We start from the raw sequence: 19,348 nt of genomic DNA on the forward strand, positions 1-19,348 counted from the left end.
CGCCAGGGATGAACCGATGTTCGTCGACCCCAGCATCCACACCATCGACACCGCGTTCCAGCGCGAGGATTTCGACGCGGCCTACCTGGTAGTGGAAAACGGCCGGGCCGCGTTCATCGATTGCGGCACCGGCCTGGCCGTGCCGGCCATGCTGGCAGCGCTGACCCGTGCGGGCCTGTCGCCCGATGCGGTCGACTGGCTGATTCTCACCCATGTGCACCTGGACCACGCCGGTGGCGCCGGGTTGTTGATGCAGCAGTTGCCGGACGCACGCCTGCTGGTGCACCCGCGCGGCGCGCCGCACATGGTCGACCCCGCGCGGCTGATCGCCGGGGCCACCGAGGTGTATGGCGAAGCCGAGATCGCGCGTAGCTACGGGCCGGTATTGCCGGTGGCGGCCGAGCGCGTCGTGATCGCCGAGGATGGCCACCGCGTCGACCTGGCCGGGCGCAGCCTGCTGTGCCTGCATACCCCGGGGCACGCCCGCCACCACCTGTGCGTGTGGGACGAACGCAGCCGCGCCTGGTTCACCGGCGATACCTTCGGGCTGTCCTACCGCGAGCTGGACAGTGCGCGTGGTGCCTTCATCGTGCCCACCTCCTCGCCGGTGCAGTTCGAGCCGGATGCGCTGAAGCAGTCCATCGCACGCATGCTGGCCCATGCGCCGCAGGCGATGTTTCTCACCCATTACGGCCGGGTGGGTGATGTCGCCAAGCTGGCCGCGGACCTGGTCGAACAGATCGATGCGATGGTGGAGATCGGGCGGCAGTGCGATGCGCGTCCGGACCGGCACCGCTGCCTGGTGGCTGCGCTCACCGCGCTGTATCTGGAGCGCGCACAGGCACATGGCTGTCCGCTGGATGATGCCGCGGTGACCCAGGTGCTGGCGATGGATATCGAACTCAATGCCCAGGGCCTGGCGTGCTGGCTGGATCGCGACCGCCGCTAGCGCGGCCGTGCATGCAGTACGCGGTCATGCAGGTGTCACGTTACACTCGCAGGCCCCTGCTTTCCGTCCTGGTGTCTGCCGTGAATCCGATGCGCATGCTGCTGCTGTCGTCCTGCCTGTTCGTGGGCGGCCTGGCCCACGCGGCCAATGACCTGCCCGGCGGCGGCATCGACCCGCAGGCACTGTCGCGGCATGTGCGCATCCTGGCCTCGGACGAATTCGAGGGCCGTGCCCCGGCCACCGCGGGCGAGGAACGTACCGTCCAGTACCTCATCGAAGAGTTCAAGACCTACGGCCTGCAGCCCGGTGGCGTGGATGGCAGCTGGGTGCAGCCGGTGCCGATGGTGCGCGCGCAGGTGGACGGCCCGGTACGCGCGCAGCTGCGCCAGAAGGGCAAGGCACGCGCGCTGGTCAATGGCGAGGACGTGACCCTGCAGAGCCTGCGCCCGCAGCAGGCGGTGGACATCCGCAATGCACCGCTGGTGTTCGTCGGCTATGGCATCGACGCCCCCGAGCGCCACTGGAATGACTACAAGGACGTGGACCTGCACGGCAAGATCGCCGTGGTGCTGATCAACGATGCCGACTTCGAGGCCGACCAGCCCGGTGCCTTCGATGGCAAGGCGGTCACCTATTACGGCCGCTGGACCTACAAGTTCGAGGAAGCCGCGCGACGTGGCGCGCAGGGCGTGCTGATCGTGCACGAGACCGCGCCGGCCGCCTACGGCTGGGCGACGGTGAAGAGCTCGGGCACCTCGCCGCTGTTCGACATCGAACGCACCCCCGAGCAGGCGCTGGCCCAGCACGTGCCGGTGCGCGGCTGGCTGCAGCGCAGCGTGGCCGAGCAGCTGTTCCGCGATGCCGGCCTGGATTTCGACGCCGAGAAGCGCAAGGCGATGACCCCGGCATTCACCCCGGTGGCGCTGGGCGACGCGCAGCTGTCGGTCGCCTTCAAGCTCAAGCGCGAGCAGGTGGTCACCCGCAACGTGGTGGCCAAGCTGCCCGGCGGCGCGCATGCCGACGAAGCGGTGATCTTCTCCGCGCACTGGGATGCGTTCGGGATCGGCCAGCCCGATGCCAAGGGCGACCGCATCCGCCGTGGCGCGATCGACAACGCCACCGGCGTGGCTACCGTACTGGAACTGGGCCGGGTGTTCGCCGCCGGCCCGCAACCGCAACGCACCCTGTACTTCGTGGCGCTGACCGCCGAGGAGAAGGGGCTGCTGGGCGCCAGCTACTACGCCGCCCATCCGCTGGCGCCGCTGGACAAGACCGCGGCGGTGATCAACATCGAGATGTTCAGCCCGGACGGCCCCACCCGCGACATCGCCTCCTGGGGCAAGGGCCGGGTATCGCTGGAAGGTGACCTGGAGCGCGTGGCCAAGGCCCGGGGCCGCAGCTACTCGCCCGACCCGAACCTGGAGGCCGGCTTCTTCTACCGCGCCGACCACTTCGCCTTCGCCCGCCTGGGCGTGCCGGCGATCACCATCGGGCCGGGGCTGGACATGCGCGAGGGCGGGCTGGAGAAGGGGCGTGAACTGCGCGAGGCCTACTTCGCCGCGTGCTACCACCAAGCCTGCGACGCCTGGACGCCGAGCTGGGATGCCAGCGGCCATGCCGCCGACACCCTGCTGGTCTACGACCTGGGCGCGGAACTGGCCAACAGCCGGCGCTGGCCCACGTGGGAAGAGGGTTCGGAGTTCCGCGCCGAACGCCAGAAGACCGAATCCGCGCGCCGCTGAGCCTGCTCAGCGCCGGCGCGGGCCGCGCCGTGGCAGCGGGTTGGCGGCCCGCGGCGGCCGGTTGCCGCGCACCACTACCCAGGCGATCACCAGCGCGGTGATCGCGAGGACGAGGTTCACGCACTGCTGCACGGTGAAGGTCGCCGGCGACAGGTCGTACCAGATCCAATGCGTTCGCCCGCGCATGCTGTGCCGCATGACCCCGCGATACAGCGCCAGCGCGTTGTCCAGCAGCAGCCAGAGGGCCAGGCAGTGCAGCGCCACGAAGGCAGGCACATGCGCGTAGCTGCGACGCCGGGAGCGCCATGCGTGCAGCAGCGCCAGCACGGCAAGCAATGCGCCGCCCACCATGCCCAGGCCGAGCGTTCGTTTCAGCGGCGCCAGCCACGGGCGCAGCGCCTGGTTGCGTTGGGCCAGCCGCTGGCAGGCCAGCACATGGGCCTGCATCGCCGCTGCGGTGGGCGGCGCGGCCACGCGGCTGGGCTGGCGATCGGGGACCGGCTGCCCGGCACGACATTCGCGTGCGGACCCCATGGCCGGCACTGCCACGCCCAGCATCAACACCATCATCAGGATCCATCCCCGCACCGGCTGCTTCCTCGTGCTGCATCGTCCCGTGGCGCAACGCCGCAGGATCTGCTGCAAGGGTAGGTGATACAGACGCTGCGACGGAACTGCGGGCCGCGTGTGCGGCCCGCATCATGGCCGTGTTTACGGATGGGTACGGGTACCGTCCAGCCAGTTCGGGCCCTTGTTCTTCAGGAAGAACACGTAGACCAGCAGCGACACCGCGATCACCGCGGTGACGTAGATCGCGAACGAGTTGACGTGCCCGGTCTTCAGCGCGGCCTGGTACAGCAGCGGCGCGGTGCCACCGAACAGCGAGTTGGCCACCGCGTAGCCGAAGCCCACGCCCAGCGCGCGCACGTGGGTGGGGAACAGCTCGGCCTTCACCACGGCGTTGATCGAGGTGTAACCGGTGAGGATGACAAAACCGATGGCCAGCACCACGAAGGCCATCAGCGGATCGTGCTGGTTGGGCAGGGCCGTGACCAGGTAGTAGCTGTAGAGCACGCCACCGACGCCGAAGAACACCAGCAGGCTCTTGCGCCCGACGATATCCGACAGCCAGCCGCCGATCGGCTGCAGCACCATCAGGAAGGTCAGCACGCCCAGGTTGAGCAGGGTGCCGGTCATCACGTCATCGCCGGCGAAGGCGCTCTGGATCATCTTCGGCCCGTTGACCGAATAGGTGTAGAAGGCCACGGTGCCGCCGGCAGTGATCAGGAAGCACAGCAGCAGCGGCCGCCACTGGTGCACGAACAGCTCGTACATGGACCCGGACGCCTTGGCGCGTCCTTCCTTGGCTGCCTCGATGGAGTCCTCGCCCAGCGACTCGTCCATGGTGCGGCGCAGCCAGAACACCACGATGGCCGCGATGCCGCCGATGCCGAAGGCGATGCGCCAGCCCCACTCGGAAATCTGCGGCTTGTCCCAGAAGCTGAGCATGCCCAGCAGGGTCAGCTGGGCCAGCACGTGGCCGCCGACCAGGGTGACGTAGTGGAACGAGGACAGGAACCCTCGCCGGCCCGGGATGGCCGCCTCGGACATGTAGGTGGCGCTGGTGCCGTACTCGCCGCCGGTGGCGAAGCCCTGCAGCAGGCGCGCGAACAGCAGGATCACCGCCGCCCAGATGCCGATCTGCGAGGCGGTGGGGGTGATGGCGATGAGGAACGAACAGCCGGCCATCACCGTCACCGACACGGTCAGCGCCAGGCGCCGGCCGTAGCGGTCGGCGAAGCGGCCGAAGTACCACGCCCCGATCGGGCGCATCAGGAAGGTGGCGGCGAAGATCGCCCAGACATACATGGTGGAGTTCTTGTCGGCGGCCGAGAAGAACTGCGATTCGAAGTAGACCGCGAACACCGAGTAGACGTAGACGTCATACCACTCGACCAGGTTGCCGGCCGAGCCTTTGAGGGTGTTGGAGATCGAGCGCCGCAGCGCGGCACGCTCGGGATGGGCGGCGGCGGAAGGGGGGGAAGTGCTCATGCTGGGAGGGTGTCCTCACGGGAGTCGTTGCGGGTGGGGAAGGTGCCCGGGGGCGCCCTGACGCCGGGTACCCTCCTGGCACCACGGCGCATGGCCCAGAGGGTAACCATTTCCCGGCGCAGAAAACGTGAGCGGAAACAGCGTGCCGCCCGTCGAGGTGATCCCGACACCATCGTGGCCTAGAATCGCGGTTCCCCCGGATGGTGGTGTGCCATGTCTTCGCCCGAACCCTCAGCGGCTGCTCCCCGGAGCGGCCTTGTCGTACTGGCCCTGTTGCTGGTGTACGTGGTCTGGGGGTCCACCTACCTGGGTATCCGGCTGGCGCTGGAAGGCGGCGCGCTACCGTTGACGATGGTGTCCGGCGCGCGTTTCATCATCGCCGGCACGCTGATGTATGCGGTGCTGCGCTGGCGCGGGATGGCCGCGCCGACCCGACGCCAGTGGCGCAACCTGGCGATCATGGGCCTGACCATGCTGGTGCTGGGCAACGGCATGGTGGTGCTGGCCGAGCGCACGGTGTCCTCGGGGCTGGCCGCCACGGCGGTGGCCTCGGTGCCGCTGTGGATGGCACTGTTTGGCGCACTGCGCGGCCAGCACGCCAGCCGCGGTGAATGGCTGGGCATCGCGATCGGCTTCCTCGGCGTGGTCTGGCTCAACGCCGGCAGCAGCCTGACGGCCTCGCCACAGGGGCTGATCCTGCTGCTGGTGGCGCCGATCGGCTGGGCATTCGGCTCGGTGTGGGCGCGTGGGCTGGACCTGCCCAATCCCTTCATGACCGCGGCGGGGCAGATGCTGTGCGGCGGGGTCATGCTGGTGGCGCTGGGGCTGGCGACCGGCGAGCGGCCGACCACCTGGCCGAGCATGGACGGGCTGCTGGCGGTGGCCTACCTGTGCGTGTTCGGCTCGATCGTGGCGTTCACCGCCTACGTGTGGCTGCTGCACAACGTGCGCCCGGCGCTGGCGGCGAGCTACGCCTATGTGAACCCGGTGATCGCGGTGATCCTGGGCGCGATCATCGGCCACGAACACTTCGGTGGGCATGACCTGCTGGCGATGGCGGTGATCCTGGCCGGCGTGGTGGTGCTGACCCTGGCACGGACCCGGACACGCGCGAAATGAGCACGCTGCCGAACCACAGCCTGCAGGAGCAGCGCCGCGGCTTTGCGATCACCGCCTTCACCTTCACCCTGTGGGGGCTGGTGCCGGTGTACTGGCACCTGCTCAAGGCGGTACCGTCGCAGCAGATCATCGCGCACCGGATCATCTGGAGCACGGTGCTGGTGGTGGCCTGGTTGCTGTTGAGCGCCGGCACGGGCTGGTGGAAGCAGATCGCGGCGCAGAAGCGCGCGCTGCCGACGCTGGCGCTGAGCAGTCTGGCGATCGCGTTCAACTGGGGCCTGTACATCTGGGCGATCAACGCCGGGCATGTGATCGAGACGAGCCTGGGCTATTTCATCAATCCGCTGGTGAGCGTGCTGCTGGGCGTGGTGGTGCTGAAAGAGCGCCTGCGCGGGCTGCAGTGGCTGGCGGTGGGCTGCGCGGCCGTGGGGGTGGCGTGGCTGACGATCGATGCGGGGACGCCGCCGTGGATCGCGTTGGGGCTGGCCTGTTCGTTCGGGTTGTACGGGTTGTTGCGCAAGCTGATTTCAGTGGACCCGGTGGCGGGGCTTGGGGTGGAGAGTCTGTATCTGTTCCTGCCGGCGATCGGGTTTGCGCTCTGGAGCGAGAACGGGCACGGCGGTGGGTTCTTCGGGGGGTGGGGCTGGAAGAACGATGCGCTGCTGATCCTGGGCGGTGCGGTGACGGCGCTGCCGTTGATCGGGTTTGCCTACGGGGTGAAGCGGATTCCGCTGTCGCTGGTGGGCATTCTCCAGTACATCGCGCCGAGCCTGGGGTTGTTGCTGGGGGTGTTCTTCTTCCGCGAGCCGTTCGATACGGCCAAGGCGGTGGGTTTCGCCGCGATCTGGACCGGGCTGCTGCTGTTCATTGGTGACAGTGTGTGGCGGTCGCGGCGGGGGTGAGGGGTGGTTTCTTTTAGAAGCTGAAGAGCTGAAGAGCTGAAGAGCTGAAGAGCTTGAGAGCGCGAAGCCTTGGTTGGCGCGCGCATCTGGATGGGCGGGGGTGTGTGGGTTCGCGGGACACGCCGCAAGTCCCGCTCCGCGGCCCGGTCCAGCCGCTGGCGGCTGGCCGTTCAGTCGCATGCGAGGCAGTGCCTCGCAAGCAATGCGCCTTCACCCATGTAGGCTCGCGTACGCCATCCATGGCGTACGACGGTCCCGCGAACCCACACACCCCCGCCCTGGACAGTTGGCTGGTTGCCTTGGCAACGCAACGCAACGCAACGCAAAGCGATGTCTGTTGGGTGGTTCGTTGCCTGTATGTGTTGCGGATTGTGGTTCGTTGCGCGCCGATGAACTGTCCAGGGGCGGGTACGGGTGGGGGTGCGGGACCGTCGTGCGCCATGGATGGCGCACGTCGAGCCCCCATGGATGGGTTCACGGCGTGTCCCGCACCCCCGCCCGTACCCGCCCGGCCCGTACAGGCACGCACTCGCGGCTGTCGATCTGCCTGATGCACAAAAAAAGACGGCGCCCGAGGGCGCCGTCTTCCTTCCACTCTACGGCTTGGAGAGAGTAAGCCGTGGATCAGAACAGGTGGATCAGGCGGGCCTGATCAGAAACGCTGCTGGTACTTCATGTACATGTAACGGCCGATGTCGAAGCCACCGTAATAGGTGAAGCTGCTGTTCGGCTGGCTGTACATGATCGGACCCTGGTGGTCGAACACATTGTTGATACCCATCGACACCGTGCCGTTCCACGGCAGGATGTAGCGCATCTGGATATCGTGGAAGGTGTTCGAACCCACCTTGTTGATGCCCTGGTTACCGGTGTACGGCGAGCTGAAGCCCGGGTTGCTGCACTCGGTCGCATAGGCGCAGTTTTCCTGCATGCTCGAGTAGTAGCGTGCCGTCCAGCCCAGGCCCAAGTTGCCATACTGCCAATCCAGGTTCAGATTGGAACGCACGCGGAAGTTGCCTTCCCAGCCGGCGTACTGGCGCACCGGCGTGGTCTCGGCGTTGTCGTTCTTGCGCTCCAGGTAATCCACGTAGGTGGTGTTCCAGGACACGGAGAACTTGCCGATCGCCAGCTCCGGCAGACGGTAACGCACCGCGATGTCGTAGCCCGCGGTTTCCTGGTAGCCGGCGTTGAGCAGCGTGCGGTCCAGCGCGCTGACCTGGCCGATCGTCTTGCCCGACCTGGAACGGGTGAAGCGGTTGCATGCCGCATCCACGCCCTGCACATAGCACTGGTTGAGCATGTCCGTGGCCGATTCGCCCACGATCACGTCGTTGATGCGGATCTTCCACCAGTCCAGGCTCAGGTCCAGGCCCGACACGAACTCCGGGCTGTACACCAGGCCCACCGTCCAGGTCTTGGCGGTTTCCGGCTTCAGTGCCTCGTTCGAGCCGGAGGTGAAGTCGGTGCCACCCTGCTGGCCCGGCACCGTCGCCGGATTGCCATCGGCCGCCAGCTGGCGGAAGTTGGCCGGCACGCCGCCGGCGCGGCAACGTGCCTGCACCTGCGCGTTGTTGGCCGCCGCACCGAAGGTGGTGTCGCACGGATCGGTGTACGAATCACGCGTGGTGACCGTGCCGCCGTAGAGGTTTTCCACCGTCGGGGCGCGGAAGCCGGTGCCGTAGGTGGCGCGCACCAGCAGGCTGTCGATCGGCTTCCACTTCAGGCCGAACTTGGTGTTGGTGGTCGAACCGAAGTTGTTGTAGTCCGAGTAACGACCGGCCACGTCCAGCGACAGCTCGCGGGCGAAGGCCATGTCCGCCAGCAGCGGCACCTGCAGTTCCAGGTAGGCTTCGTTGAGCGCGTAGTCGCCACGCGTCGGCTGGCCGCTCGTGCCGGCGATCTGGCCGTTGCGCACCATCAGGTCCGGGTCGTAGCTGGCTTCTTCGCTGCGGTGCTCGATGCCCATCGCGCCCATGATGTCACCGGCCGACAGACTGAACAGCGAGCCGGAGATGTTCGCGCTGGCCACCTTGGTGGTGCTCTGCATCTTGTCGGTGAAACGGGTGAACAGGTAGTCCTGCACGTCCTGGTTGCCCAGTGCGCCCGGGCCGGTGTAGCCCATCGGGGCCAGCGGATTCCACGGCGTGCAGCCGGCGATCACGTTGCCGACGCTGCCGCAATGCGCGACGCCCTGGCCATCGATGAACGACGGACCGACGGACTGGTTCACGTTCGGCTGGTACATGCTGCCCGTGCCGATGCGCTCGCCTTCGTTGCGGTTGTACATGTAGCTGACGTTCCAGTCCCAGTACCGCGAACCGGTCTCGAAGCTGCCTTCCACGCCCACGCTGGCGCGCTTGGTGGTCAGGTTGTTCTCGGTGCCGCGCGGCAGTTCTTCGGTGCGGTGCGCAAAGGCAACGTCACGGCCGAACGGATTGAACGCGCTGTCCTTGGACAGCAGCGCACGCCCGCCGGTGCTCTGGTACGGGTAGCCGGCCAGCTGCTTGGTCGACTCGCGCTCGGTGTACAGCGCGTCGGCCACCAGGCGCAGGTTGTCGTTGATCGAGAAACCACCGTTGGCGAACACCGACTTGCGCTGCAGGCCGGTGAGCAGGCTCATGTTGGTCTTGGTGTTGGCATCGTTGGCCTTGTCGGCCGGCACGAAGTTGCCCAGCACGGTCGGGTCGCCGCCCGGGCCCACGCTGAGGTTCTTGCCATCGACAGTGGCGTAGCCCCACGGGGTGACGCCGCTCAGGCCGTCGGTCGGGTGGCGCGGGCCGTTCGGGTAGGCGGTGAATTCACGTGCGCCGCCCAGGATCGGATCCTCGTCGGAGTACTCGCCGCCGACGGTGACCCAGCCACGGTCGAAGGTCTTGCCGAAGGTGGCGCTGTAGCTGGTCTTCTGGCCGTCGCCTTCGCTGTACTGGCCGACGTAGGCGTTGACTTCCGCGCCGTCGAAATTCTTGCGGGTGATGATGTTGACCACGCCGGCGATGGCGTCCGAGCCGTACAGCGCGGAGGCGCCGTCGGTCAGCACTTCCACGCGGTCCACGATCGAGGACGGGATCGAGGCCAGGTCGGAGTAGCCGGCGGCGGACACGCCCATGCGGCGGCCATCAATCAGCACCAGGCTGCGTTCCGGGCCCAGGTTGCGCAGGCTCACGTACATGCCACCGAAGTCGCGGCCGGACTCCAGCGAGTTGGCGCGGCTCATGCTCGGCGCGCCGGCCGCGGTGACGTCCTGCAGGATGTCGGCGACGTTGACGTAGCCCTTCTTTTCGATCTCGGCGCGGTTCAGCGCGACGACCGGCTGGGCGCTCTCGACGCTGGCCTGGCGGATGCGCGAGCCGGTGATTTCAATGCGATCCAGATTGGTGGTGCCGTCATTGGCGGTCTGGGCGAAGGCAGGGGCACTGCAGCTGGCGACAAGCGCGATGGCAATCGCGTTGCGCAGCGGGTGGGTCTTCAAATACATCCGTGCGATTTCTCTTTCTCGGTAAAAACAAGCGCCCTTGCGGGCGGCGTGGGGACAACATCACGACGCGGGGGGCGGGAGTCTAATGACTTTTCAAATTTTTTACTTTCATCTGAAAGCATAAAAACCGCTAAAAATGAACGCTCGCTGACAAATTCGCGGGTCGGCGAACAATCTTTTTTCAATGCGCTGCAGTACGTGCGATGCACACCGCGCCGATGCAGGCAGAGGCACCGATAACGGCGATGGTCCCGTCAACTTGAGTACACGCGGATGTGCATCGACGGGAAGCGTTCAGTGTGTGCCGACGGTGTGCGAAGAAATCGCTTCTCTCTTCCGCGTGGCCGCATGAAGTGCGCTGTGACTTTCCCTGGTGCGGCCGACCCACCAACGGCCGTCAGAAGAACCCGCTCTGCCGCCTACGCACCGCAAGCCGAGCCTCGTAGCAGCCGGTAGGCCCCTGGGCAAAATAAAGGAGGAGGCCGCTTGCGGCCGGGGGACATTTGCACCAGGGGCCTACCGGCTGCTACGGGGCCCCCACACTCGCGACAGACCCAAGCGAAGAAATCCCCCGATCCACACAACGCCAGGATCACTCGACCACACGCACAGCCATAAGCCACCAGATACGGCCATTCGAACAAGACGCTCCGCTCCGTTTGGAGAACCACAAAAAAAACCGCACCCTTGCGGATGCGGTTCGTGGTCTGCTATCTCGTGCGCGCCCCCGCGCGCGCATGCTCCTATCAGTGCACCGCGACGCCTCAGGTCTCGCGCAACGCCGTGGTGATCGGCAGGCGCGCCGCACGCAGTGCCGGGAACAGACCACCGACCAGCCCAATTCCCAGCGCCCACTTCAGCCCCGTCCACAACAGCTGCGGCGAAACCCGGAACTGGAACACCACCTGGCTGAAGTTGTTGCCCAGCGTGGACACCGTGTAGTTGTTGAACACCAGCCAGGCCAGCAGGCCGCCGAGCACGCCACCGAGCAGCGCCAGCAACATGGTCTCCAGCATCACCGCGGTAACCACCGGCAGGCCGCGGAAACCGATGGCCCGCATCGTGGCGATCTCGCGCGCCCGCGTGGCCACTGCGGCATACATGGTATTGAGTGCCCCGAACACCGCGCCAATGGCCATGATCCCGCCGATCACCGTGCCCAGCACGCTGATCAGCTTGCTCAGCCCACCCGACTGCTTGCTGTAGTAGTTGCGCGTCGTGTCCACGTCCAGCTTCAGCCGCGGGTCCGCCTCCATCGCCGCCTTGAACTGCTTGAACCCGTCGGCGCCCGCGGTGCGCACGTTGACCGACTGATAGGCGCTGCGGTTGTAGGTGGTGGACAGGGTCTGGGTGTCGGCCCACAGCTCGGACTCGTGCACGTCGTTGGACGCGAACACGCCCACCACCGTCCAGTCCTGTTTGCCGAGCGCCAGCGTCTTGCCTACCTTCAGGCCCTCGAACTGGGCCTTGGCCCCCTTGCCGACCACGATCTCGCGCAGGCCCGGCGTGAAGCGGCGGCCCTCGACCATGCGCACCTGGCGACGCACCGCCCAGGCTTGCTCGCCGACGCCGCGGAACTGCACGTTGGTATCGGTATGGTCGCTGCGCGACGGCAGGCTGATCACCTGCGACAGTTCGGCCGACACCAGCGGCTTGCCGTCCTCGCCCCGCGCGATGCCCGGCAGGCTTTGGATCAGCGGCAGCTGGTCACGCATGATCACCGAGTTGGTTTCGGCCTGCGAGCCACCACGCAGCACGATCGCGACGTCGTCGCTGCCGCTGCGTTCCAGGGTGGCCTTGAAGCCATCGCCCATCGCCAGCATCGCCACCAGCACGCCGACCACGCCGGCAATGCCGACCACGATCACCGAGGATGCGCCCCAGCGCTGCGGCAGGCTGGCGATGCCGATCCTGGCCGCCTCCAGCGACAGTCGCCCGCTGCGGGTGAACAGCAGCCAGCCCGCCACGGCCACCGCCAGCCCCAGGACCGCCGACCACGGCAGCACGATCCATACCACCAGCGCGACCAGCAGCCCCAGCACGGTCAGTATGTTCCACATCCATTGCTTGTTCATGCGGGTCTCCTCAGCGTCCGGCCAGTGCATCGACGATCTTCAACCGCTGCGCGCGCAGGGCCGGCAGCAGCCCCACCACGATCCCGATCACCACCATCAGCCCCAGTGCCATCGCCCAGGTCTGCGCAGGCACGCCGGGCAGGTTGATGATCCCGTTGCTGCTGGCGCTGACCACCGGCATCACCACCGATGCCAGACCCATGCCGAGCAGCCCCCCGAGCACGATCAGCAGCACCGATTCGACCATGACCAGCACCAGCACGGTGCCATCCTTGAAGCCCAGCGTCTTGAGGATCGCCAGTTCCGGGATGCGCTCGCGTACCGCCTGGGCCATGGTGTTGCCGGTCAGCAGCACCAGGGTGAAGAACACCGCGGCCATGATGCCGGTGACGATCAGGCCGATATCGGCGAACTGCTTGGCAAATGCCTGCGAGAAGGCCGCTTCGGTCTGCGACTTGGTTTCGCGGTCGGAGTTCAGCGACAGCGCATCGATCGCCTGGGCCACGCGCGAGGCATGCGCCGGGTCGTCCAGTTGCACGGTGTAGAAGCTCACCTGGTTCTTGATGTAGTCGTTGGACTCGTCGAAGTAACTCCAGTGCAGCAGCAGCTGGCCCTCCGCCGCGGCGTTCTTGCGGTCCCTGGCCCGGTAGATCCCCACCAGTTGCAGCGGCCAGTCGTTGCTGCCCTGGCGCGGGAAGATGGTGGCCTGCATCGGGATGGTGTCGCCGATCTTCCAGCCGAAGCGCTTGGCCAGCGACTCCCCCACCAGCGCGCCGGTGCGCGTGTTCTTGAATGCCTCGGCCTGGGCGGGTGGCAGCTCCAGCTCCGGGTACAGGTCCATGTAGTTGTCCGAGACCGAGAAGCTCGGGAAGAAATTCTTCTGGTCCTGGTAGATGCCGCCGAACCACATCGCGTAGTTCACCTGGCGCACGCCGGGCGTGGCTTCGATATCGCGCAGCAGGCGCAACGGCAGGCTCTGGGTGATCGACAGCTTGGAGGACACCACCAGCCGCTTGGCGCCCTCGATGGTGTCGCCGCCGGAGTTGAACGCCACCCGCACCGAGTCGAGCATGCCGAACAGCAGGAAGGCGGCCACTACCGAGAGCAGCGTCAGCAGCGTGCGTGTCTTGCTGCGGAACAACTGCGCCCAGATCAGCGAGAAATACTTCATCGCGGCAGCCTCCGTCAGTGGGCCGCTGGCGCGGTGGCCAGTTCGCCCTTGTCCAGGTGCACGGTATGGGTGGCGTACTCGGCCGCCTTGGGATCATGGGTGACCATGATGATGGTCTTGCCGTGCTCGCGGTTGAGCTGCTGCAGCAGACCCAGGATTTCCTCGGCGGACTGCCGGTCCAGGTCGCCGGTGGGTTCGTCGCAGATCAGGAAGGTCGGGTCGGAGACGATCGCGCGGGCGATGGCCACGCGCTGCTGCTGGCCGCCGGACAGTTCATTCGGGCGGTGGCTGCGACGGTCGGCCAGGCCCACCAGGGTCAGCGCGATCTCGGCATTGCGCTTGCGCTGGGCAGCACCCAGGTGGGTGAGCAGCAGGGGCAACTCGACGTTCTTCTGCGCGGTCAGCATCGGCATCAGGTTGTAGAACTGGAACACGAAGCCGACGTGGTGGCTGCGCCACGTCGACAGCTGCCCGCCGCTCATGCGGTCGATGCGCTCGCCTTCGATCTCGATTTCGCCGGCGCTGGGGGTGTCCAGCCCGCCGATCAGGTTGAGCAGGGTGGTCTTGCCCGAGCCGGATGGCCCCATCAGGGCGACGAAATCGCCGCGCTGGATGTCCAGGTCGATGCCGTGCAGCACCTGCACCTTCTCGGGGCCGCGCTGGTAGGTCTTGGTGATGTTGCGGAGCGAAACCAGGGTCGACATGAGCGGTTCTCCGTGGATCAAGGCGGATCGAAAAACGCAACGGCATGCAGCGGCACGCGCCTGCATGCGACGAGGGGGGCCGTGGCCGGGCAGGGCGCAGTGGCGGACAGCAGCCTGCCTGCGCGCCGGCACGGCACGGGTAGCGCACTTGCATGGCATCGCCGCGCCGTTCCGGCGCGGCGCGCTATTGCTGCTGTTTTTCCACGACCTTGCTGCCGTCGTGCAGGTCCGCCGGCGGGTCCAGTACCACCACCTCGCCGGCGCTCAGCCCCTGGTTGACCTGGCGATCGGTGTTGAGCGTGGCGCCGGCAACGACCGCGCGCTGTTCGACGTGGCTGTCGTCCCCGACCACGAAGGCGACCGTCTTCTGGTCACGCTCCACGATCGCCGCGGCAGGTACGCGCACGCCCTTGGGCGCGGCCGCCCGGGCCGGTTGCGCGGCTTCCAGGAAGCTCACCCGCACGCCCATCTCCGGCACAATCCGCGGGTCTTTCACTTTCAGTGCCACGCGCACCTTGACCGTGGCCTTGCCGCGGTCGGCGGTGGGGATGATGGCGATCACCTCGGCCGGGATCTTCCAGTCAGGGTAGGCGTTGAGGGTGGCTTCCACCGGCATCTTCGGCTGCACGCGGCCGATGAACGACTCGCCCACGTCCACCTCGATCTCCAGCGATTCCATGTCCACGATGGTGCCGATGCCGGTGCGGGTGAAGCCGCCGCCGGCCGACAGCGGCGATACGATCTCGCCCGGCTGCGCGGCCTTGGCGGTGACCACGCCGGAGAACGGGGCGCGCACGGTGTTGTTGTCCACGCCGAGGTCGGCGATGGCCAGTGCGTCGTTGGCCACCTTGGTGTTGCGTTCGGCCGTGCGCAGCTGTGCACGCAGGCTGTCACGCTGGGAAATGGCCAGGTCGTACTGCGACCGCGAGACCAGCTGCTGGCCCACCAGCGTCTGCAGGCGGCCGGCCTCGGCATTGGCCTGGGCCACCTGCGCCTGCAGTCCGGCCAGCTGGCTGCGCGCGGCCTCCAGCTGCGAGGCCGACAGGCTGCGCTGGGCATTGGCATCGATCGGGTCAAGCGTGGCCATCACCTGGCCTTCTTCCACCCGCATGCCTTCTTCGATCATCACCTCGCGGACCTTGCCGGTGATCTTGGCCGAGACGGTGGCCATGCGCCGCGCGACGACATAGCCGCTGGCATCCAGGACCGAGCTGCTGGCGCTGCCCTGCTGGATGGCCACCACCGGCGCGGTGGTCACCTCGATGGCGCGTTGCCGGCCGAACACGAACCAGCCGATGCCGGCGAGCAGCAGCACGATGAGGATCGCCAGCCCGATCCAGCGCCCACGGCGGGGCGAGGACGGCGGCGGCGTGGCCGCCTTGCGGTCGATGCGAAGTTCCTTGAGCAGTTCAGCGGATGTGTTCATCGTGAGTCTGGACGGGGAATCGGGCCGAGTGTGACCGCAACGGTGCTGGCGGGGCAAACCGGCATTGGGCCGGGTGGTGCACAGCATGCCTGCCGCCCGGGCGGCCCGGCAGTGACAGCTGTCACCTGCTTGCGCTGACGCCGGCCACTGGGACCGGGGCCGGCAGGGCGCCAGTCTGTGCCCATCCCGTCACGGAGCGCGCCCCGATGTCCGATCCCTCCCTTCTTCCCCTGGCCAGCCTGCAGGACGTGCAGGTGCGCTACGGTGCCGTGGCCGCGCTGCAGGGCGTGAGCATCGCGCTCCAGCGCGGCGAGGTGCTGGCCCTGCTCGGCCGCAACGGCGCGGGCAAGAGCACCGCGATATCGGTGTTGCTGGGGCTGCGCGCGGTGGATGCCGGTCGGGCCGAGCTGCTCGGTGGCGACCCGCAGCAGCGGGCCAGCCGGCGCGGCATCGGCGTGATGCTGCAGAGCACCGCGTTGCCGCCGGTGCTGCAGGTGGGCGAGCTGATCGACCTGGCCCGTGCGTGCTACGACGACCCGCGCCCGCTGCAGGAGTGCCTGGCCCTGGCCGGGCTGACCGACCTGGCCACGCGCCGCTACGGCCGCTTGTCCGGCGGCCAGCAGCGCCGGGTGCAGTTCGCCATCGCGCTGTGCGGGCGGCCGCAGCTGCTGTTCCTGGACGAGCCCACCACCGGCCTGGATATCCAGGCGCGGCAGGGGCTGTGGCAGGCGATCCGGCAACTGGCCGGCGAGGGCTGCGGGGTGCTGCTCACCACCCACTATCTGGAAGAAGCTGAAGCGCTGGCCCAGCGGGTGGTGGTGATCGAGCACGGTCGCGTGCTCGCCGACGGCCCGCTGGCGCAGTTCCGCCAGCAGTTGGCGCCGCGCCGGATCCGCTGCCGCAGCGAGTTGGATGCGGCGCTTGTCAGGACCTGGCCGGGCGTGCGCGAGGTGCAGCGCGATGGGCTGCGCCTGCAGCTGCTGGCCGAACCGGCCGAGCCGGTGGTCGCCCGCCTGCTCGCCGAAGACCCGGACCTGCAGGAACTGGAAGTGCATGGCGGCGGCCTGGCCGACGCCTTCGTCGAACTGACCCGGGAAGCCGCATGAACACCTTGACCCCTCCTGCGATCTCCGCGATCCACCCGCGCGCGTCGCGCCTGCGCATCTACCGTGCCGAAGCGCTGTGCGAACTGCGCCGCGCCTGGCGCACGCCGGCCTTCATGCTGCCCTCGCTGCTGTTCCCGGTGCTGTTCTATTCGCTGTTCGGCCTGTTGCTGGGCCGCGGCCACGCCGCGCAGTACCTGCTCGCCACCTACTGCGTGTTCGGCGCGATGGCACCGGCGTTGTTCGGCTTTGGCGTGCAGTTGGCGCTGGACCGCGAGGGCGGGCTGCTCACGTTGAAACGTGCATTGCCGATGCCGCCGATGGCACCGCTGCTGGCACGGCTGCTGATGGCGGTACTGTTCGCGCTGCTGGTGGCTACGGTGCTGATCGGCGTGGCGGCGCTGGCCGGGGTGGCGCTGTCGCCGCGGATGCTGGTGCACCTGCTCGCCGTGGCCGCCTTCGCCGCGTTGCCGCTCGGTGCGATCGGCCTGTGGATCGGCAGCCACGTCAGCGCCAGTGCGGCGCCGGCGGTGGTCAACCTGGTCTACCTGCCGCTGGCGCTGCTGTCCGGGCTGTGGCTGCCGTTGTCCGGGTTGCCCCCGGTCTTCGGTACGCTGGCCCCGCTGTGGCCGACCTGGCACCTGGCCCAGTTGGCCCTGCCGGCGGTCGGCATGCCCGCGCAGGGCAGCGCGGCGGCGCATGTCGCGGTGTTGCTGGCGGTCACTGCCGCGGCGTTGGGGCTGGCCCGGCGCCGGCTGCGCCGGGTCGGGTGAGCGGCGGAGGAAACTGGCATGATCGCGCCTGACCGCCCCGCCCTGGAACCGCCCGTGTCATCGCGCTGGATCGCCTCGCTGCTGCGCCCTGCACCGGATTCGTCCGTGGCCGACAACCTGCGCCGTGGCAAGCCGGCCTGGGCCGACGCGGTGCACCTGCTGTGGACCGGCTGGGTGTTCTTCACCCCGATCTTCAGCAATGGCTACACGCTGCGCTGGCTGTGGCTGACCCTGCTGACCTACCCGCTGTTCCTGGCGTTGTACGTCCGCCTGCTGCTGGCGCCGCGCCACCATGGGCCGCGCTATGCGATGGCGATGCTGGCGATGGGCCTGGTCCTGCTGCCGTGGTACCCGTCGGGCATCAGCTACTTCATCTTCGGCTGCGTGATGTTGCGGGTGTGCCGCAACACCTCGATGTGGCGGCACATGCTGCAGCTGCTGGCGGTCAATGGCCTGTTCGTCGGCATCGCGCTCTGGGTGGGCTACCAGTGGCAACTGGTGGTGTGGATCCCGTCGATGGCGCTGATCATCGGCATCATCGTCAACGTCGAGCGCCTCAACAAGGACCGCGATGCGGCGTTGCAGCTGTCGCAGGAGGAAGTGCGGCGGCTGGCCGCCACTGCCGAACGCGAGCGCATCGGCCGCGACCTGCACGACCTGTTGGGGCATACCCTGTCCCTGATCACCCTGAAGCTGGAGCTCTCGCGCAAGCTGGCCGAGCGAGATCCGCTGGGCTCGCGCCGCGAAGTGGCCGAGGCCGAGACCATCGCGCGGCAGGCCCTGGCCGAAGTGCGCAGTGCGGTCACCGGCATCCGCGCCAGCGATCTGGCCGCCGAGCTGGCCTCGGCGCGGTTGCTGCTGGAGTACCAGCACGTGCACCTGCACTACGCACCGCCGCCGCCGATGCCGGTCGATATCGAACGCGCGCTGTCGCTGGTCCTGCGCGAGGCGGTCACCAACGTCGCCCGCCACGCCCAGGCGCGGCAGGCATGGGTCAGCTTCGAACAGGACGGACGCAGCCTGTTGATGCAGATCCGCGACGACGGCCGCGGCGGTGTCCACGTCGATGGCAACGGCCTGAGCGGCATGCGCGAACGCGTCAGCGCGCTGCGTGGCACGCTGGCCCTGCAGTCGGCGAAGGGCGAGGGCACCTGCCTCACGGTGCGGGTCACCCTGCCGGCGGCGACCGCGCCGGTACTGCCGGTACTTGCCGCCGATGCCGTCCCGGGCGGAGCCGCGCCATGATCCGCATCGTATTGGCCGAAGACCAGGCGATGGTGCGCGGCGCGTTGTCGGCGCTGCTGGGGCTGGAGCCGGACATCGAGGTGCTGGGCAGCGCGGCCGATGGCGAAACCGCGTGGCGCATGTTGCAGCAGCTGCAGCCGGACATCCTGGTCACCGACATTGAAATGCCCGGGCTGTCCGGCCTGGAGCTGGCCCAGCGCATCGCGCGCCAGCAGCTGCCGATCAAGGTCGTGATCGTGACCACGTTCGCGCGCTCGGGCTTCCTGCGCCGCGCGCTGGACGCCGGCGTGTGCGGCTACCTGCTCAAGGATGCCCCGGCCGAACGCCTGGCCGATGCCTTGCGCCAGGTGCAGCATGGCGGCCGTGCGATCGACCCGCAGCTGGCGCTGGATGCCTGGTCGCAGGCCGACCCGCTCAACGACCGCGAACGCCAGGTGCTGCGCCTGTCCGGCGACGGCCGCTCGGCCAGCGAGATTGCCGCCCAGCTCGGGCTGTCGCATGGCACGGTTCGCAACTACCTGTCCGAATGCATCGGCAAGCTGGGCGTGGCCAACCGGATCGAGGCGTATCGGCTGGCGCGGCAGAAAGGCTGGTTGTAGGCCGGTATCCTGT

Annotated in this window: 15 protein-coding genes; 8 read left to right on the forward strand and 7 right to left on the reverse strand. The window is 67.9% G+C overall.

The window, feature by feature from the left end; translation table 11 throughout:
• Nucleotides 1-16 precede the first annotated feature (16 nt).
• Both AC1DGC_RS18695 and AC1DGC_RS18700 read left to right on the forward strand, forming a co-directional pair.
• On the forward strand, nucleotides 17-949 hold the full coding sequence (locus AC1DGC_RS18695) for an MBL fold metallo-hydrolase (protein ID WP_259206634.1): 933 nt from the start codon (nucleotides 17-19) through the stop codon (nucleotides 947-949).
• An 89-nt stretch (nucleotides 950-1,038) separates the two neighbouring features.
• A complete protein-coding gene (locus AC1DGC_RS18700; RefSeq protein ID WP_394163032.1) occupies nucleotides 1,039-2,691 on the forward strand; it encodes a M28 family metallopeptidase in 1,653 nt (550 codons plus the stop codon).
• Nucleotides 2,692-2,697: 6 nt separating this feature from the next.
• Here the strand turns inward: AC1DGC_RS18700 and AC1DGC_RS18705 are convergent, their stop codons facing one another.
• Both AC1DGC_RS18705 and AC1DGC_RS18710 read right to left on the reverse strand, forming a co-directional pair.
• Nucleotides 2,698-3,279, reverse strand: coding sequence for a hypothetical protein (locus tag AC1DGC_RS18705; protein WP_478048566.1), 582 nt, complete (start codon nucleotides 3,277-3,279; stop codon nucleotides 2,698-2,700).
• Nucleotides 3,280-3,402: 123 nt separating this feature from the next.
• Complete coding sequence (locus AC1DGC_RS18710; RefSeq protein WP_259206632.1) at nucleotides 3,403-4,743, reverse strand: MFS transporter; 1,341 nt, start codon at nucleotides 4,741-4,743, stop codon at nucleotides 3,403-3,405.
• Nucleotides 4,744-4,956: 213 nt separating this feature from the next.
• Here AC1DGC_RS18710 and yedA point away from each other — a divergent pair, with 213 nt between their 5' ends.
• Together yedA and rarD are read left to right on the forward strand one after the other, a co-directional pair.
• Nucleotides 4,957-5,862 (forward strand): drug/metabolite exporter YedA, encoded by a 906-nt coding sequence (gene yedA, locus AC1DGC_RS18715; RefSeq protein ID WP_259206631.1) that lies wholly within the window; start codon nucleotides 4,957-4,959, stop codon nucleotides 5,860-5,862.
• Nucleotides 5,859-6,764, forward strand: coding sequence for an EamA family transporter RarD (gene rarD / locus AC1DGC_RS18720; RefSeq protein WP_259206629.1), 906 nt, complete (start codon nucleotides 5,859-5,861; stop codon nucleotides 6,762-6,764). Before yedA ends, rarD begins: the two co-directional genes overlap by 4 nt.
• A gap of 652 nt (nucleotides 6,765-7,416) precedes the next feature.
• On the opposite strand, the gene AC1DGC_RS18725 is transcribed toward rarD, so the two are convergent.
• The 5 genes from AC1DGC_RS18725 to AC1DGC_RS18745 all read right to left on the reverse strand — a co-directional run bounded on the left by AC1DGC_RS18725 (nucleotide 7,417) and on the right by AC1DGC_RS18745 (nucleotide 15,615).
• Nucleotides 7,417-10,239, reverse strand: coding sequence for a TonB-dependent receptor plug domain-containing protein (locus AC1DGC_RS18725; protein ID WP_478048567.1), 2,823 nt, complete (start codon nucleotides 10,237-10,239; stop codon nucleotides 7,417-7,419).
• 764 nt (nucleotides 10,240-11,003) lie between these two features.
• Nucleotides 11,004-12,314 carry an ABC transporter permease gene (locus AC1DGC_RS18730; RefSeq protein ID WP_478048568.1) on the reverse strand — a complete coding sequence of 437 codons (1,311 nt, stop codon included), beginning with the start codon at nucleotides 12,312-12,314 and terminating at the stop codon, nucleotides 11,004-11,006.
• 10 nt (nucleotides 12,315-12,324) lie between these two features.
• Nucleotides 12,325-13,485 carry an ABC transporter permease gene (locus AC1DGC_RS18735; RefSeq protein WP_449335555.1) on the reverse strand — a complete coding sequence of 387 codons (1,161 nt, stop codon included), beginning with the start codon at nucleotides 13,483-13,485 and terminating at the stop codon, nucleotides 12,325-12,327.
• Between the two features lie 14 nt (nucleotides 13,486-13,499).
• Nucleotides 13,500-14,189, reverse strand: coding sequence for an ABC transporter ATP-binding protein (locus tag AC1DGC_RS18740; protein ID WP_259206624.1), 690 nt, complete (start codon nucleotides 14,187-14,189; stop codon nucleotides 13,500-13,502).
• A gap of 184 nt (nucleotides 14,190-14,373) precedes the next feature.
• Nucleotides 14,374-15,615, reverse strand: coding sequence for an efflux RND transporter periplasmic adaptor subunit (locus AC1DGC_RS18745; protein WP_394162915.1), 1,242 nt, complete (start codon nucleotides 15,613-15,615; stop codon nucleotides 14,374-14,376).
• A 206-nt stretch (nucleotides 15,616-15,821) separates the two neighbouring features.
• On the opposite strand from AC1DGC_RS18745, the gene AC1DGC_RS18750 reads away from it, so the two are divergent.
• Genes AC1DGC_RS18750 through AC1DGC_RS18765 form a run of 4 tightly spaced genes read left to right on the forward strand, consistent with a single transcriptional unit; the run spans nucleotide 15,822 to nucleotide 19,335 of the window.
• Nucleotides 15,822-16,721: an ABC transporter ATP-binding protein gene (locus AC1DGC_RS18750; protein ID WP_394162917.1), complete on the forward strand. Its 900-nt coding sequence runs from the start codon at nucleotides 15,822-15,824 to the stop codon at nucleotides 16,719-16,721.
• A complete protein-coding gene (locus AC1DGC_RS18755; protein WP_478048569.1) occupies nucleotides 16,718-17,491 on the forward strand; it encodes an ABC transporter permease in 774 nt (257 codons plus the stop codon). The genes AC1DGC_RS18750 and AC1DGC_RS18755 overlap by 4 nt, the downstream gene beginning before the upstream one ends.
• An 18-nt stretch (nucleotides 17,492-17,509) precedes the next feature.
• Nucleotides 17,510-18,736, forward strand: a complete 1,227-nt coding sequence (locus AC1DGC_RS18760; RefSeq protein ID WP_478048570.1) for a sensor histidine kinase — start codon at nucleotides 17,510-17,512, stop codon at nucleotides 18,734-18,736.
• Nucleotides 18,733-19,335 carry a response regulator transcription factor gene (locus AC1DGC_RS18765; protein ID WP_259206619.1) on the forward strand — a complete coding sequence of 201 codons (603 nt, stop codon included), beginning with the start codon at nucleotides 18,733-18,735 and terminating at the stop codon, nucleotides 19,333-19,335. The genes AC1DGC_RS18760 and AC1DGC_RS18765 overlap by 4 nt, the downstream gene beginning before the upstream one ends.
• Nucleotides 19,336-19,348: the final 13 nt, after the last annotated feature.

The organism is Stenotrophomonas sp. 05N37, from assembly GCF_056397365.1.

Excerpts from the sequence above, each read along its gene's own strand:
- AC1DGC_RS18695 (WP_259206634.1), top strand. The coding sequence starts at position 17 with ATGTTCGTCGACCCCAGCATCCACACCATCGACACCGCGTTCCAGCGC.
- AC1DGC_RS18700 (WP_394163032.1), top strand. The coding sequence starts at position 1,039 with ATGCGCATGCTGCTGCTGTCGTCCTGCCTGTTCGTGGGCGGCCTGGCC.
- AC1DGC_RS18710 (WP_259206632.1), bottom strand. The coding sequence starts at position 4,743 with ATGAGCACTTCCCCCCCTTCCGCCGCCGCCCATCCCGAGCGTGCCGCG.
- yedA (WP_259206631.1), top strand. The coding sequence starts at position 4,957 with ATGTCTTCGCCCGAACCCTCAGCGGCTGCTCCCCGGAGCGGCCTTGTC.
- rarD (WP_259206629.1), top strand. The coding sequence starts at position 5,859 with ATGAGCACGCTGCCGAACCACAGCCTGCAGGAGCAGCGCCGCGGCTTT.
- AC1DGC_RS18725 (WP_478048567.1), bottom strand. The coding sequence starts at position 10,239 with ATGTATTTGAAGACCCACCCGCTGCGCAACGCGATTGCCATCGCGCTT.
- AC1DGC_RS18730 (WP_478048568.1), bottom strand. The coding sequence starts at position 12,314 with ATGAACAAGCAATGGATGTGGAACATACTGACCGTGCTGGGGCTGCTG.
- AC1DGC_RS18735 (WP_449335555.1), bottom strand. The coding sequence starts at position 13,485 with ATGAAGTATTTCTCGCTGATCTGGGCGCAGTTGTTCCGCAGCAAGACA.
- AC1DGC_RS18740 (WP_259206624.1), bottom strand. The coding sequence starts at position 14,189 with ATGTCGACCCTGGTTTCGCTCCGCAACATCACCAAGACCTACCAGCGC.
- AC1DGC_RS18745 (WP_394162915.1), bottom strand. The coding sequence starts at position 15,615 with ATGAACACATCCGCTGAACTGCTCAAGGAACTTCGCATCGACCGCAAG.
- AC1DGC_RS18750 (WP_394162917.1), top strand. The coding sequence starts at position 15,822 with ATGTCCGATCCCTCCCTTCTTCCCCTGGCCAGCCTGCAGGACGTGCAG.
- AC1DGC_RS18755 (WP_478048569.1), top strand. The coding sequence starts at position 16,718 with ATGAACACCTTGACCCCTCCTGCGATCTCCGCGATCCACCCGCGCGCG.
- AC1DGC_RS18760 (WP_478048570.1), top strand. The coding sequence starts at position 17,510 with ATGATCGCGCCTGACCGCCCCGCCCTGGAACCGCCCGTGTCATCGCGC.
- AC1DGC_RS18765 (WP_259206619.1), top strand. The coding sequence starts at position 18,733 with ATGATCCGCATCGTATTGGCCGAAGACCAGGCGATGGTGCGCGGCGCG.